Annotated in this window: 13 protein-coding genes; 5 read left to right on the forward strand and 8 right to left on the reverse strand. The window is 66.0% G+C overall.

The genetic code is table 11. The features are described from left to right. Positions 1-127: 127 nt before the first annotated feature. On the reverse strand, positions 128-325 hold the full coding sequence (locus tag ACZ1I5_RS22175) for a DUF6771 family protein (protein ID WP_465171390.1): 198 nt from the start codon (positions 323-325) through the stop codon (positions 128-130). Between the two features lie 185 nt (positions 326-510). Between ACZ1I5_RS22175 and ACZ1I5_RS22180 the strand changes: the two genes are divergently transcribed. Together ACZ1I5_RS22180 and ACZ1I5_RS22185 are read left to right on the forward strand one after the other, a co-directional pair. After that, positions 511-3108, forward strand: coding sequence for a TonB-dependent receptor domain-containing protein (locus ACZ1I5_RS22180; protein ID WP_465171391.1), 2598 nt, complete (start codon positions 511-513; stop codon positions 3106-3108). Continuing rightward, complete coding sequence (locus tag ACZ1I5_RS22185; protein ID WP_465171392.1) at positions 3102-5210, forward strand: Atxe2 family lasso peptide isopeptidase; 2109 nt, start codon at positions 3102-3104, stop codon at positions 5208-5210. The genes ACZ1I5_RS22180 and ACZ1I5_RS22185 overlap by 7 nt, the downstream gene beginning before the upstream one ends. Positions 5211-5255: 45 nt before the next feature. On the opposite strand, the gene ACZ1I5_RS22190 is transcribed toward ACZ1I5_RS22185, so the two are convergent. The 5 genes from ACZ1I5_RS22190 to ACZ1I5_RS22210 all read right to left on the reverse strand — a co-directional run bounded on the left by ACZ1I5_RS22190 (position 5256) and on the right by ACZ1I5_RS22210 (position 9935). After that, on the reverse strand, positions 5256-5381 hold the full coding sequence (locus tag ACZ1I5_RS22190) for a hypothetical protein (protein WP_465171393.1): 126 nt from the start codon (positions 5379-5381) through the stop codon (positions 5256-5258). 26 nt (positions 5382-5407) lie between these two features. Then, the gene (locus tag ACZ1I5_RS22195) at positions 5408-7180 is read right to left on the reverse strand and encodes an asparagine synthase-related protein (RefSeq protein WP_465171394.1); all 1773 of its coding nucleotides are present in this window, start codon (positions 7178-7180) and stop codon (positions 5408-5410) included. Next, positions 7177-7830 (reverse strand): lasso peptide biosynthesis B2 protein, encoded by a 654-nt coding sequence (locus ACZ1I5_RS22200; RefSeq protein WP_465171395.1) that lies wholly within the window; start codon positions 7828-7830, stop codon positions 7177-7179. Before ACZ1I5_RS22200 ends, ACZ1I5_RS22195 begins: the two co-directional genes overlap by 4 nt. A gap of 540 nt (positions 7831-8370) precedes the next feature. After that, entirely contained in the window at positions 8371-9399 is a 1029-nt protein-coding gene (locus ACZ1I5_RS22205) for a FecR family protein (protein WP_465171396.1), read from the reverse strand. Then, entirely contained in the window at positions 9396-9935 is a 540-nt protein-coding gene (locus ACZ1I5_RS22210; RefSeq protein ID WP_465171397.1) for an RNA polymerase sigma factor, read from the reverse strand. Before ACZ1I5_RS22210 ends, ACZ1I5_RS22205 begins: the two co-directional genes overlap by 4 nt. 408 nt (positions 9936-10343) lie before the next feature. Between ACZ1I5_RS22210 and ACZ1I5_RS22215 the strand changes: the two genes are divergently transcribed. Next, the gene (locus tag ACZ1I5_RS22215; protein ID WP_465171398.1) at positions 10344-10559 is read left to right on the forward strand and encodes an RNA polymerase sigma factor; all 216 of its coding nucleotides are present in this window, start codon (positions 10344-10346) and stop codon (positions 10557-10559) included. A 78-nt stretch (positions 10560-10637) separates the two neighbouring features. Continuing rightward, positions 10638-11561, forward strand: a complete 924-nt coding sequence (locus ACZ1I5_RS22220) for a HEPN domain-containing protein (RefSeq protein ID WP_465171399.1) — start codon at positions 10638-10640, stop codon at positions 11559-11561. A gap of 320 nt (positions 11562-11881) precedes the next feature. On the opposite strand, the gene ACZ1I5_RS22225 is transcribed toward ACZ1I5_RS22220, so the two are convergent. Next, the gene (locus ACZ1I5_RS22225; RefSeq protein ID WP_465171400.1) at positions 11882-12475 is read right to left on the reverse strand and encodes an AbiU2 domain-containing protein; all 594 of its coding nucleotides are present in this window, start codon (positions 12473-12475) and stop codon (positions 11882-11884) included. A 45-nt stretch (positions 12476-12520) separates the two neighbouring features. After that, on the reverse strand, positions 12521-13153 hold the full coding sequence (locus ACZ1I5_RS22230) for a DUF6988 family protein (RefSeq protein WP_465171401.1): 633 nt from the start codon (positions 13151-13153) through the stop codon (positions 12521-12523). Between the two features lie 252 nt (positions 13154-13405). Between ACZ1I5_RS22230 and ACZ1I5_RS22235 the strand changes: the two genes are divergently transcribed. Next, on the forward strand, positions 13406-14587 hold the full coding sequence (locus tag ACZ1I5_RS22235) for an HNH endonuclease (RefSeq protein ID WP_465171402.1): 1182 nt from the start codon (positions 13406-13408) through the stop codon (positions 14585-14587). Positions 14588-14637: the final 50 nt, after the last annotated feature.

Consider the following 14637-nt stretch of genomic DNA (forward strand, 5'->3'; position numbering starts at 1 on the left):
AAGGCGCGGGCTAGAGCAGGTATTGTCCATACCGTGCGAGTGCCATCCGCATCGGGCCGGCTCGTGAACCGAACCTCCAGCCTCCAAGGGAGAGGCGAGCGCAACCAGCCAACGATTTGCGCGAGCGTCACAGTTCGAGCAGAAGCTGGTCCGGGTGCTCCACGGGCACGGGTCGATCCAATCGATCCAACAAGGTCTCCGCGATCTCCTGCGCCGCGCGCTGCCGCAATCGTAGATCGCGCATGGCGAGTCCGATCAACGCCCAGGCGGGCGCATCGAGAATGATGGCGCCGAGCGCCGCGCTGTCGGGTGCGAATCGATCCATGCCCGATCGTTAGAACAAAAAAGGAACATCATAAAGCCCGGAGGGTGCATGCTACCGCTCGCCTCAAGGCTTCCGTCGTGCTCGGTCCAAGGGCCAGCGAAAAATATTCTCGTGTCGGCCCCGTAGTTGATCCTGCGCCGCGTCAATCCCCCCAACGCCGGAACAACCGGCGATGGGAGGGAAGAATGACGATCTCGAAAAAGGCGCTATGCGCCGCGCTGCTCGCCGCCACCGCGTTCCCCACCGGCATGGTTATCTTACCGGCCTGCGCGCAGGAGGCGCCGACGGCCTTCGACCTGCCCGGACAGGACCTAGCTACGGCGCTGCGCGCCGTAGCACGCCAGGGTGGTCGGGAGATCCTGTTCGCGGACGGGGACGTGCGCGGGCGCCGGTCGGCGGCGGTCCGGGGCAGCTTCACGGTCGAGCAGGCGGTGCGTCTCGCCATCGGCGGCAGCCATCTGATCGTGGAGGAGCAGGCTGGGGCGCTGGTCGTGCGGGTGCGTCCTCAAGCGGCCGAGGAGGATAGCGCGGATACGCCAATCACGGTGACCGGCACGCGCATCCGCGGTGCCAGCGGCCCGTCGCCGGTCATCGTGATGACGCGGCGGGGATTGGAGGAACAGGGCCTGCCCGACATGGCAAGCATCTCGCGGATCATCCCGCAGAATTTCACCGGAGGGCAAAACCCCGGGGTCGCGGGGGGCGGTGACCAGGGCGGATACAATAACATCAATAACGCGACGACGCTCAACCTTCGCGGGTTGGGCTCGGACGCGACGTTGACGCTCATCAATGGTCACCGCCTTCCTTACGACGCCGTCAATCAGGGCGTCGACATCTCGATCATCCCCCTGGCGGCGCTCGATCGCATCGAGGTAATCACCGACGGAGCCTCCGCTCTCTACGGCTCGGACGCTGTGGGCGGCGTCGCCAACCTCATCCTGCGCCGCGATTATGATGGCCTCCAGACCAGCGCCCGTGTCGGCGCCTCGACCGAAGGCGGCAACGTCCAGCAGCAATATTCCGGGGTCGGCGGCAAGCGCTGGACCGGCGGCGGGTTCATGGCCGCGCTCGACTATAGCAAGACGACGCCGGTCTACGCCGACCAGCGCGACTATTCGCGCGGCCTTCATCCTTCGCAGATGATCGCGAGCGGCGGGCGGCAGGTCAGCGGCGTGCTTGCCGCGCACCAGGACCTTGCCGGCTGGGCATCGCTGGAGCTCGACGCCCAGCTCGCCGATCGCCGCGCGCGCAAGACCAACGCCTTCTCGGTGACCGACCCGGCGACCTATTTCGGGCAGGTCAACCTGCCGGTCGTGCGCTCCTATGCGATCACGCCGTCACTGCATCTCCGGCCCGGCGGCGGCTGGGAGGCGACGCTCGAGGTGACGCAGGGGGAGAGCGCCACCGTCAGCACAGCGATGCGCTACACGGGCGGCGCCCTGCTGGTCGGTCGCACCGCCTATGACGACTATCTCACCAACTTCGAGGCGAGCGCCGAGGGCCCGCTGGTCCGCTTGCCGGGCGGCGACGTGCGGCTCGCTTTGGGCGGCGGCTATCGGCGATTCCGGCTCGCGTTCAATGTCCGGGCGACCAGCGGCGGCGTCACGCAGGTGATGCGCGACGCGGTCGAGCGGCGGGAAAGCCGCTTTGGCTATGGCGAACTGTCTGTGCCGCTGGTCGGCGCCGCCAATCGCATGCCGCTGGTCGACGCACTGTGCCTCAGCGCCGCTGTCCGCTACGAGGACTATAAGGGGATCGACGCGGTCGCGACCCCCAAGCTCGGCCTGGTCTATGCGCCGCATCCCGACGTCACCCTCAAATATAGCTGGGGCCGCTCGTTCAAGATCCCGACGTTGCAGCAGGTCAACCAGTCGCGCGAAGCCATCCTGCTGGACGAGAGCGAGTTCTCGCCGCAGCCCGCCCCGGCGCTGCCTCCAGGCTCGACCGTGCTGCTCCTGGCCGGCGGCAATCCCGACCTGCGTGCCGAGCGGGCGACCAGCTCAACGCTGTCGATCGAGTTCAAACCGCGCCTCCTGAAGGGCCTGCGCATCGAGGCGAGCTGGTTCGACATCGACTATCGCGGCCGGATCGCCGAGGCGGTGAGCGATTTCACGACGGCGCTGACCAACCCGGTCGCCGCAGACTTCGTTACCTTCGCCCCCAGCACCTCCCTTCTGCAGGAGCTGATCGCGCAGGCGCCGCTCGGTCTCGATAACCAGAGCAGCCAAGCCTATGACCCGGCGCAGGTCGCAGCGGTAGTGGATTCCAGCCTGCGCAACACCGCGCGTGAGCATGCCCGCGGCGTCGATCTCGCGATCGACTATAGCACGGCGCTCAGGGACGGCAGCCAGCTCCAGCTGGCCGCGTCCGCCAGCTATCTCGACGGCAAGCGTCAGCCCGTCGCCGGCCAGCCCTATGAGGGGCGTGCGGGCCTGATCTTCACCCCGCCGCATTTCCGGGCCCATGGCTCGGCGAGCTGGCAGGGCCGCGAATATCAGGTTTCGGCCTCGGTGAACTATGTCGGCAGCACCCTCGACAATCGCTTCCCCCAGGTCGAGACGATCGGTGCCTTCACCACGCTCGACCTGAGCGGGGCGTTTCGCCCCGCCATAGAGCACGGCCCGCTTGCCAACCTGGAATTCCGGCTCAATCTGCAGAACGTGCTGGGCGAGCAGCCCGACCCGATCCGCAACTCGTCGGCCTCGTCCATCCCCTTCGATTCGACCAACCAGTCGCCGATCGGGCGCTTCGTCAGCTTCTCGGTGACCAAGCAATGGTGAGCCTTCGCATGGCGCTCGCCGTCGCCGCCTCGCTCCTGGCGCCAGCGGCGGCCTGTGCCGCCCCGGACTGCACCGACCTGCTGCCGTCCGGCGCACGCTTCCCCGCCCGCAATCTCGTGCCGGAGGATCTGGCCCGCCTGCGCGACATCGGGCCGGTCGATCCCAACCAGCAGGACGAGGGACTGTTCTCGGTTTCGCCGGACGGCCGACACGCAGCGTTCCAGCTCCGGCGCGGCGATCCCGCCACCAACGGCTTCTGCCTGGCGATGCTGGTGGTGGACCTTGGTACCGGCGCCGTGCGCGTGGTCGATCGCGGCGGGGATTTCATCCGGCTTCGCTTCGATGCGCGCGGCGTCGCGAGCTTCCCGAGCGGGTTCGCCGACCCGATCACGCCGCGCTGGTCGCCCGACGGCAAATGGATCGTCTATCGCCGGCGCGACCGCGGTGCCGTGCAGCTGTGGCGCGCCCGGGCGGACGGCAGCGGCAGCGAAGCCGTCACGGACAGCGTCGACGACGTGGACGACTTTCGGGTTGCCGCCGACGGCCTTGGGCTGGTCTATGCGACCAAGCCCGGCCTGCGCGACGCATTGGCCACGATCGACAAGGAGGGGCTGTCGGGCTTCCACTATGACGACCGCTTCGTGCCGGCGGCGAGCAATCGTCCGTTTCCGCTGGCGCCGATCGCGCGGACGGCATGGTATCTCGACCTGGCCAGCCGGGCGGTACGCCCGGCGACGCCCGGAGAGGCTGCGCTGCTCGACAAGGGCGCGATGCAGGAGGGCAGCTGGAGCGAGGCGACTTCCGCGGTGGGCGACCGGGCATGGCTGCAGGTCCCGGCCCGGACGCTCTATGCCTCGCGAGGCCGGCTGGTGGTGACGAGGCGCGGACGCACGCTGTCGTGCAGTGCGCCCGAATGCGGCGAGGCGAACCAGCCCTGGTGGGTCGGTGGCAAGGTCCGCTTCGTTCGCCGCGAAGGCTGGGCCAACAGCGTCACCGCGATCTACGAGTGGAAGCCGGGCACGCCCGGCGTGCGCCGGCTCTACGCGACCGAGGACCTTTTCCTTGGCTGCGTACCGACGGATGCGACGCTCATTTGCCTGCGCGAGGGATCGCTCCAGCCCCGACGGCTCGAGCAGCTCGACCCTGCCAGCGGACGACGCACGCTGCTGTTCGACCCGAATCCCGAGTTCGCGAGCCTCAAGCTGGGTCATGTCGAGCGGCTGCACTCGCGCAACAGCTTCGGCATGGAATCCTTCGCCGATCTCGTCCTGCCGGTCGGCTATGTACCGGGACGGCGCTACCCGCTCGTCGTCGTCCAGTACAACTCGCGCGGCTTCCTCCGCGGCGGGACCGGCGACGACTATCCGATCCAGGCCTTCGCCAATCGGGGCTTCGCGGTGCTGAGCTTCGATCGGCCGCGCTCGGTCGGCCTCAAGTCCACCACGGACCCCGTCGAGGCCGAAAAGATCAATCTCAAGGGCTTCGCCGACCGGCGCAGTGTGCTCGAGGCGATCGAGAACCCGGTTCGCATGACGATCGATCGCGGGATCGCCGACCCCAGGCGGATCGGGATCACCGGGTTGAGCGATGGCGCGTCCACGGTCCAGTATGCGCTGCTCCACAGCAAGCTGTTCTCGGCTTTTGCGATGAGCAGCTGCTGCTGGGATACCAGCCTACCGCTCCGGGTCGGTCCGATGGCGGCGCGGCAGTTCCACCAGATGGGCTATCCCAGGACCGTCGACGACGACGCAGCCGCCAGGGCATTTTGGCGTGGCTTCTCCGTCTCCCGAAATGCCCGGGATATCCACGCGCCAGTCCTCGCGCAGGTATCGGACGACGAATATTGGGTCGCACTCCAGAGCGTCACGGCGCTGCGCGAGCTGGACGGGCCGATCGACCTCTACGTCTTCCCGGACGAGCATCACGTCAAATGGCAGCCGGCGCACCGGCTCGCGGTCTATACCCGGGCGATCGACTGGTTCGACTATTGGCTGAATGGGGTGAAGGCGCCCGGACGCGCTGGAGAAGTCTCGCATTGGGAGGCACTTCGCCGCGGCATGTCGGGTTCGGCTGACGCCACGGCAACCGCCCCGCCGCCCTGAATATGGCAGGTTCGAGCGGGCGCCAGGGCGCCCGCTCGCCCCGCGTCAGTCGTCGTGCAAGCCGGTGGGCTTCATCCATCCGAACTCGTGATCGGAGATACCCATCACGGCTCCGCGGGTGTCGGCGCTGACGCTGCCGAGCTCGACGATCTTCCTGTCTTCGATATGCATCTTCAGTCTCCTGTTTGCTGGTGCAGTCATTGGTACCCGAGCTGGCCAGGCGTGCCGCGGCGACGGGGCGACCAGGCGGTTGCCCATGCCTCGACATTGACCAGCTCGAGCAGGCGCACATTCTGCTCGCTGGCGGTCGGTCGCCCGGGCCGGAGAGCCTCCTCGATCGCGCCGGGATCGAGAATCCCATGGCTGGCGAGCTGCCCGTCCATCAGTCGCTCGCGCAGTTCGTCGCGCCTGCGCCGCACGATCTCGCTGCAGAACGGATCGGGCGTGCCCTTGACCCGGCGCTCGATGATCGCGGACGGAAGCCGGTCGGCAAAGGCGGTCCGCGCCATCGCACGGTCGCGGCCGCCCTCGCGCCACTGCCAGCTCGGGATGGCGAGACAGGCCTCGATGATCGGCTGCGACAGCAGCGGATTGATCACCGGCGCAATCCGGCTGCGATCGGACTCGAGCGTCGGATGCGCACGCACCAAGCCGGCGATATGGACCGCCCTGCCTGGTAACGCCCAGGGCGGAGTCTCGAGCCAGGGATGCAAAAGCTCGAGATCCCGGAGCGAAGCGATAAGGCCGGGGTGCAAAAAGGATGGGCTCGGCTTCCACCGATAGGCGGGCGGTCGCCTGGCGATCGCCACCGCCGCCCGCGTGACCCTGAGCGGGCCGGCACCGGTCTGCCGACAGATATCGCGTAGCGTGGCAAACGCCCCGGCACCGGGGCCCTCGTGCAGGGCCCGGTCCGCCAGCGCGACGGCGGATTGCGAGAAGCCGAAGACATTGTCGCCGCCATTGCCGGTGAAGAACGCATCCGCGCCGATGCGGGAGGCGACCTCGCGATGCGACGTCTCGTAGGGCTGGGCCTCCGCCCGCCCCAGGGGGCGTGGCAGATGCGCGCCGAGCGCGTGACCGAGATCGACGGCATCGAGATCGTAGCGGGCGTCGACCAGCGGCAGGCCGAGGTCGGTGCAGACGGTCTGCGCGAAGCCGCGCTCGTCGCCGATCGGATCGTCGGTGTACATGGTCATGCACGTCGCGCTGCTGCCGGCGCGGGCGAGGCACGCCGCGACGATCGAAGAATCAAGGCCGCCCGACAGGCTGAGCAGTGGGTGCCGGTAGAGCGACGCCCAGGCGGCGACGCACTGCTCGACCACCCTGCGCAGGCGCTCGGCTGTGGTGGCTGCCTCTTCCTCGGCGTTTGGCGCGACGAAGTCCCAGGGCGACCAGCCCGGGCGCGCGCGCTCGGTATCGTCCTGCAGCGCGACACAGCTTCCCGGCAAGAGTGTCGTGATGCCGCAGAGCGCGGTCTCGATCGTGGGGAGGCCGCAGGAATAGAGTATCCGCCCGAGCGCATCCCAGGCAACGCCCTCGGGTGCGCCCCCGGCCATCTCCAGCAGCTCGACGTCGGAAGCGAGGATGGCCATGCCGCCGGCGTGCACGCGGTAGCAGGGCAATGCCGCCGAGGGATCGCGCAGAATCTCGACCGCCCCGCCCTGTATCCGAACGGCGAGATAGCCGCCCCAATAGGCTTTGAGCAGCGCCTCGGTCCCGCCCCGCGCCAGCACGTTGCGCTCGGCATCGCCTAGCGCCTGGATGGCACGCGCCGGCCCGTGGCGGTGGAACAGCGTGCCCAGCACCACGCCGTCGCCATCGATCTCGAGGCAGCCGCACGCCTTGTTGACCAGCACCGCGAAGCGCGGCGTGCAGCCCGCGAGCCTCAGGCCGGTCTGCTCGGCGATGCGCTGCGCGCCTTCGGCGGCCTCGGCGCCGGTCGAGACGAGGACGAGATAGCGCGGCCTCATGGCAGAACCAGGATGGGAGTGTAGAGCCGCACATTCTCCAGCTCGCCGACGATCACTGCGTCGCCGCACTGGACCCAGCTATGGGCGGCAAAGGGCTCTAGGCGGACCCCGAAGACCAATGCCGCCTCCTGGCCGTGCCGCTGGCACAGCCGGCGCGCCGCGATCGCCCGGGGCAGGCATTGGTCGTCCGCGCGCAGCAGCATCGCGCTGGCCACGAACGCGCCCGCGACCCGGCGCTGCCGTGCCTCGTCCTGCGCGTCGCCAGCGGTGGAGGGACGCTCGCCCGCCAGGCTGGCGGCGATGCTGGCCATCGGTCGCAGCTTCAGCCACCAGCGCGCTCGAAGCTGGCCGGTGACCGCCGCCATCACGTCGATGGCCGCGCCTCCGCGCGCGTTGCCGAGGGCGTAGTCCTGCGCGGCGGCGGGATGCGTCGTGGCGGCCTTGCGGCTGCCGTCCCCCGCCTCGATGACTCCACAGTCGAGAAGCGGCGCCAGCTCGTCGGGGGCGAGCATCTCGCCGGCGGCCCAGCGCCGGAAGAGCTCGTCGGGCATTTCCGGCAGGCGGAAATAGCGATTGGACGTCAGGTCCAGGAATACGGCCTGGCCGGCGCAGACGCACCATGACAGACCGGGGCGGAGGGTGAGCGACATGAGGATGCGCCGGAAGGGCGCGTGCCCGTCGGGCACGCGCCAGGTCCGTCAGTCGTCGCTGAGCTCGATCTGCTTGCGGTGACCGAACTCCGTGTCGGCGGCGCCGACCGGAAGGCCCTTGGTGTCGGTGCTCACGACACCGAGCTCGATGGTCTGTTCGCTTTTCATGGCATTCCTCCATTCACGAGAAACGTCATGGCCATGACCAGACCCAATGTACCGGGCTGGTCACATATGAGTAGTTTATAATCGAATTATAATCCGATTGTTTTCAGCCAGGCTTCTTGCGCTATCGAAGCCGGGCGGGAAAAGCATGTCTTGGAACATGCGCCACCACCTTTGGCCGCGAGGCTTGGACATAGTGGTGGCCACCCGGCCGCACTGATCTATGTGACAGTTTTATTTCCAGATGATATACTGTCCATATCGGACTGAAAAAGCCGATTACTCCGAAATCGACTTAATCATCATCGCGGGGTTCGCCAGGCCGGCCGCCTCGGTTGCCGGCTTTCTCCCAGCGCAGGTGCCGCTACCGATATCCTAGGGAATGGGGGCGCCTGCCGGTGCCAGCACGATTTCGCCGGCCCGGCTGGTGTCCACGCTCCGGTTGAACAGCGCGCCAAGCCGCCTTGCCAGCAACTCGGTGTCGTCGACCCGGAACCGCCCGGACACGCGCTGGCCGGCGAGCGATGCGTCGGCCAGCCGGATCGGACGAAAAGCCCCATGGTTCGCGAGTGCGACCAGTTCGGCGACGGGCGTCGCCTCGAACTCGCGCGCATCGGATGGCGCCGACGTTGCGCCGGCGGGTGCCGCGGGCGTCGCCGGGACGTCCGGCTGCGCCACGAACGAGACGCCCTCGCCGGCCACCAGCTTGCGTATCGCCGGCTGCGGCGAAGCCGGCGCACGGGGCAGCGTCACATCGACGGCACCCTGCAGGAGGCGGACATCGACCTTGCCCGAACGCGTCAGCGCGACTTCGAAGATCGTGCCGCGCGCGGTCACACTTCCCCCGCCGGCAAAGACGATGAAGGGGCGCGGCTCGTGCGCGACCTCGAACCGCGCCTGGCCTTGCAACAGTCTCAGGCTGCGCTGCCGGCCGCCGATATCGACATCGAGGACGGTCCCATCGGCGAGGCGCACGGTCGAGCCGTCGGCGAGCCGCACGACGCGCACCTCCCCGGCGATCGTCGAGATCCTGCGATGGTCAGTCGTGGCGGCAACGGTCTCGCGCTGGTCCGGTGCCGGTCCCGAATGATGCAGGGCCGCCCATCCGCCGATGCCGATCGCACAGGCGGTGACCGTCGCCACGGCCACGGCCAGCACGCCGCGTCGCCGGGTCGGCGCCGGAGGTGAAACGGGCTCGTCCGGCTCCGCGAGCAGCTTCCCCATCGTGAAGATCTCGGAGGTGCGATTGTACGCGGCCCGGTGCCGGGAGTCCTCGGCGAGCCATGCCTCGAACTCGGCGCGGCTGTCCTCGGCATCGGGGCTTCGCATGCGGGCGAACCAGTGCGCGGCCTCGCGGGCGAGCGCATCGCCGCCATCTTCCGCCTGCCCGTCGGCGATGGTCATTGCCCCAGGTCCTTGCCGATCCGCACGAGCGCCTCGCCGACATGCCATTCCACGGTGCGGATGCTGATGCCGAGCTGAGTCGCGATGTCCTTGTAGCCCAGGCCATCCGTCCGGTGCAGCAGGAACACCTGCCGCGTGCGCGGCGGCAGCGCGTCGACCGCGGTCCGATAGCGTTCCCGCATCTGTGCGAGCTCGATGGCGTCCTCCTGGGTTGCGCGGGTCGCGGGCTCGTTCGCCTCGTCGATCGGCACGTGCGGCGTGCGGTTCGAGACGCGGCGCGATCGGTCGATGAGCAGGTTGCGCACGATCCGGTTGAGGAACGCCTCGGGCTGGCGCAGGCCGTCGCGCGCACCCGAGCCGAGCAGGCGCGCGAATGCGTCCTGCACTAGGTCGTTGGCTTCCTCGCTCGAGCGCAGACGTGCGTCGAGCCATCGCCGCAGGCGGGGTGCCTGCTCGCGGTAGAGCACATCGAAGCGTGCCTGGCCGTTGCCGCCGCCACCGGGCGACTGGTCAGGGTCGTCATTCGGCCGCCGCATCGCGCTACCGCGAGCAGCTGCCGCCGCGCGGTGCGCGGGCGAGGAAAGTCGATCGCACGAGAGCCTGTCTCGTGCCGGGCGGTGCCTTGGAGATTACCCCCGACCGTGATGGCCGGAAGCGCTTGATGCCTGGCGGTCAGTCCGCAGCGGGCTGCCGGCTCGAAACCGCGCTGCACGGGCGAGTCTGCGTCACTTCGCAGACGTTCGCAACACCCGCATCGATCGTGTCAGCCGCTCCCTAGCCGGCCGGGACCGGGCGCCGCGTGTCTGGCGCGCCGCGGCGCCCCGCAACCCGGCGATGCCGGGTGCTCCGCTCGCGCTTCGCCCTGCGGTGCGGGCCGCCGCTGATGACGCGCCCGGTGTGCGTCGCTGCCGGTCCCGTCGGGCCGGCGGGAAGGAGCGTTTTCGATGCCCGATATCGATGCCAGACTGGTTGCGCGCATAGGCGCCGCGGTGGCTGCACTGCCCGAACCCGAGCAGACGGTGTTTCTGCTCCATGCCGTCGACGAACACGACTTTGCCACCGTCGCCGGCCGCCTCGGCATCGGCGTGGACGAGGTCGAACGACTGCTCGCGAGCGCGCTCGTGCGGCTGGGTCGCGATTTCGGCGCCGGTGGACGTTGATGGACGACCGCTCGGAAATGGCGCTTGATAGCGCTTCCGGCGGTTGCATCGCCGCCCCGGCACTCTAGGATTCCTCCGATGCGCACCGATCTCGATCATCTGCCGCCCGCCAAGCAGCGCGAGCTCGAGCGCGTGGTGCAGATCCTGTTCGAGGAATTTCGCGACGCGACCGCGACTGCGACGGTCGACTGGAAGCGCCAGGCGCGCATCCTCAAGGTCATCCTCTATGGCAGCTATGCGCGTGGAGGCTGGGTCGACGAGCCGCATACGGCGAAGGGATACCAGTCGGATTTCGATCTGCTGATCATCGTCAATCACGAGAAGCTGACGGACCGCGCTGCCTTCTGGTCGACGGCCGAGGATCGGTTGAACCGCGAGCTGGCAGTCACCAAGACGCTGCGCACGCCGGTCAACTTCATCGTGCATACGTTGCATGAGGTGAACGACGGGCTGGCACACGGCCGCTACTTCTTCATGGACGTCGCCCGGGACGGGATCGCGCTGTACGAAAGCGATGGCACCGAGCTGCACGAGCCCAAGCCGAAGACGCCGCAGCAGGCACTGGCGATGGCGCAGGAGTATTTTGACGAGTGGTTCCCGGCATCCATGCAGCGCTTCGAACTTGCCAAGCTGGGCATGGAGAGAGGCTTTCTAAAGCCAGCAGCGTTCGACCTCCATCAAACTTCTGAATTTCTGTACCACTGCGTGTTGTTGGTCTGCACTTTCTACACACCGCACGTTCACAATCTCGGTTTCCTCCGGACGCAGGCCGAGCGGATTGATCCTCGCCTTATCGACGCCTGGCCGCGCGATACCCGCGCCGACCGCGGACGCTTCGAAAAGCTCAAAGAAGCCTACGTAAAGGCGCGCTACTCGAAGCACTACCGTATCAGCGTCGAGGATTTGGCTTGGCTGGGCGAGCGCGTGGAGGAGCTTGGCCGCACCGTGCAGGTCATCTGCGAGGAACATATCGCCGCACTTGAACGCAGTGCTGCTGCTTGACGAACGGGCGCTGCCGAGAGCTCTCGTAACTTTGGCAGTTTTGCGACTTAATTTTTGTCGTTCGCCGGCCAAATGGTCGATCCCGGAAGCAGCAGTTCAATCGGAATACCAGCAGGTTCACCGAACGCCCGAGGTTGAACCTTAACTGCCGTTCCCGGGCCGACCGTGAGACTTCAGCGAACGCCGAGTAAGCCATTTCCAAGTAGGAGAGCCGCCGGACACTTTCGCGCCAATCTCAGCCGCTTCAGACTTGATCACCGCATCCGGAAGAGGACATTAAGCGGCGCAAACGAGGTCCCGGTCCCGTGCTCGCTCGTCCATCAGGGCAGAGCAAGCGAACTTGGGTCTTCGTTGCCCTCCAGGTTGTTCGATAGCGCCTTGCGGAGGTCGACCTTGAGATCCGAAGCCATGCTGAACGTGTAGCCAACCCTACGGCCGATGATGTCGTCGAGAAGATTCACCGCCAGCGAGGCAGGTGCCTCGAAAGAGACCGGATCGTCGAGTACGCGAGGAACAACTGCCACGTCCGTATGTACATGGGCGATATAGCGGTTGCGATGCGAGACTTTAAGATCGTTCACCAGCTTGCGGTACGCCTTGATCTTGGTATCGAGATCCTTGGTGCGCTTGGGATCCAGCCCTTCACGCTTCAAGGCCGCGAACAGCGTCTGGAATGACCGATTGTTTTTGGTATCGTCGTCGAGCGCAGTTAGCCGGCCCACGATATCCCTAGCTGCGCTTTCCAGAAGGATGCAGTCCACCACGAACGCCTCACGGGACATTTTCTCGAGACCCTCGAAGCGCCGGCGAGTCACATATGAGTAGATTGTGATCAGCAGCCAGAGGACATCTTGCCGCAGGCCTTCCTTGATCGTTTCAGATGAGACATATTCTCTTACCATGGCGCCAAGCATCTAGGGAGTCTGGCGCTATTGCGCGAGTGGCTGTTCTTCGATCGATCAGGCGTGAAGTACCTGAGCCGCGCCGCTGTCCATCATCGCCTGCGCTTCGGCGACAATATCCTTGCGCTCAGCCATCGCAGCGATCTCCCCGAACGCGATCAAGCCCATAACGCCCGCAAACTGAATGACCTCCAACAGGGATTCGTCTTCAAATGCAGGTTCGATTACATCACCCACGAGCCGGCGGCTTATTTGGTGGATGCCGCCGTGCGTATAACCGTTCATCGGCGCCCACGCCTTTTCCTTAACTTTCGACAGAAACTTGTCTTCGAACGGAGGATGTTGTTCTAACGCCTCTATAAGCTGCCACATCTTGGGCTTGATTTCGTCCTTGTGGACGAATTGCTCGATCTCGTCGTCGGTCGCACGGTGGTGAATCCACGCTCCTCGAACGAAGCACTCGAATTCGCAGCGCACCAGCGCAAAGGCACTGGCGTATCGGCACGTATCGATGAGGTTGATAATGCTCGCGGCATGTTCGAGCGCCAGATCGTAGAGCTGAGCCGGAATGCGATGGCGATGGTCGCCCTCGATCTTCACGTCGGGAAGCTTACTGTCGATCCAGTCGAGAGCCCCGCGAATTTTCGCCAGTCCTGCCTTGACGTCATCAGACGGCACTTGCGTTGTCATAGTCTTGCAGATCTCCCACACGCTGATCGCGCGCCAAGCGTATGGTCGTCGAACGACGGCCATTCTTTAGTGTCCGCCAGAACCTGCCTGCCGCCTAACGGCCCAAAGGCCGCCCTTAGCATGGTAGTTATTCCGGTACGGGCATGAGCTCAATCTCGACATTTCAGCTGAAATCAAAGAGCCTCGATCTTCGCAAGGCACGATCGCTGCAAAGTCAGCCCGCTGCCAGATCACCCGTGTCGGAGCCTGAAAGTGGCCTACTTACTGAAAGGTGCCGGGGGTCTTTTGCTGAAAGCCCAGGTAGGAATCGAGAATGGGCGTATCACGCTCCACAGCAGGAGTGGAAAGCAGCGGACCGGCGGCGGGGAGCGAAATCCCGACTATGTGCCTGCGTTTGACGCGATCTTCGACAGAATCAATGTGCCTGATGTCGTGATTGATCAGGTGCTTATGGATAGCGGGCCGTCCCAGCGTTTCCCGGAAAGCGAGCGTGTTCTCGCAACACGTGCTGACTTCGAGGCCGGTGTGCTGATCGAGGTAAAGCGGCAGATTCGCAAGGCAATGCGAAATTTCGGGCGGAGCCAGAACGCCCCTCCCCACCAGGGAAACCAGAACAAGAAAATCCGGATCGATGTCTCGTTATCCGATCGGGAGATCAAGCGCCGGTTAAGGGTGGTTCAGGATACGGACCTTGCATCGGGGAACGACGGATCGGCATCTCGCGCTGGCGTTGCAACGACTGACCTCGCCGAAAGGCTTTCCGCTACTGAGTTACGAAAGGTCCGGCCTGAGCACGTGCACGCGGCGCTCGAGCGGCTCGCTCGCGATGATGCTGGCTCGAGCTCTAGCTTCGACCCGTCGCGAGACTACGACGCCGTGACCGCAAGCGGCCAGCGATATGCCCCCAAGAAGCTGTTCGGGCTGGCGCTGGAGGAAGCATTGCAGATCAAGGCCAGGCCAGGACACTTCAGTGCCGGGTGGGGCACACCGTGCTTCGATATTCTGGAGGAGGCTGGGCTATGGATCGTACCAAAGAGAAAAGGCATCGAACGACCTGCTCGCCCTGAAGCCGAGATAAGGCAAGCGGTCGCGGGAATAGTGCCAACTGATGAAGAGCGTACCTGGATCGAGGGCAACCCGAAGATAGCAGTCCATTTGAAGCGGGAGCGTCGCCCAGGGCTTGCACACGAGAAGAGGGAAGCGTTCAAGCGCCTGCATGGTCGGCTGTTCTGCGAGAAGTGCAAGCTGGACCCCATCCAGGCATATGGTGAGAAGGCCGGTGAGGCCTGCATTGAGGTCCACCACCATCGCATCCACGTCTCGGACATGGACGAGGGGCATGAGACCAAGCTTGAGGACCTGAAGTGCCTCTGCTCAAATTGCCACAGGGTTTACCACCGCGCGCTTACCGTTGGGGTGCCATTCGACCTCTAGCTGGGAAGGGTGAGTCGCTGCCGCCTTCGTCGTAGATAAAGCCGAAAGCT

The organism is Sphingomonas sp. BL-S-30, from assembly GCF_055521475.1.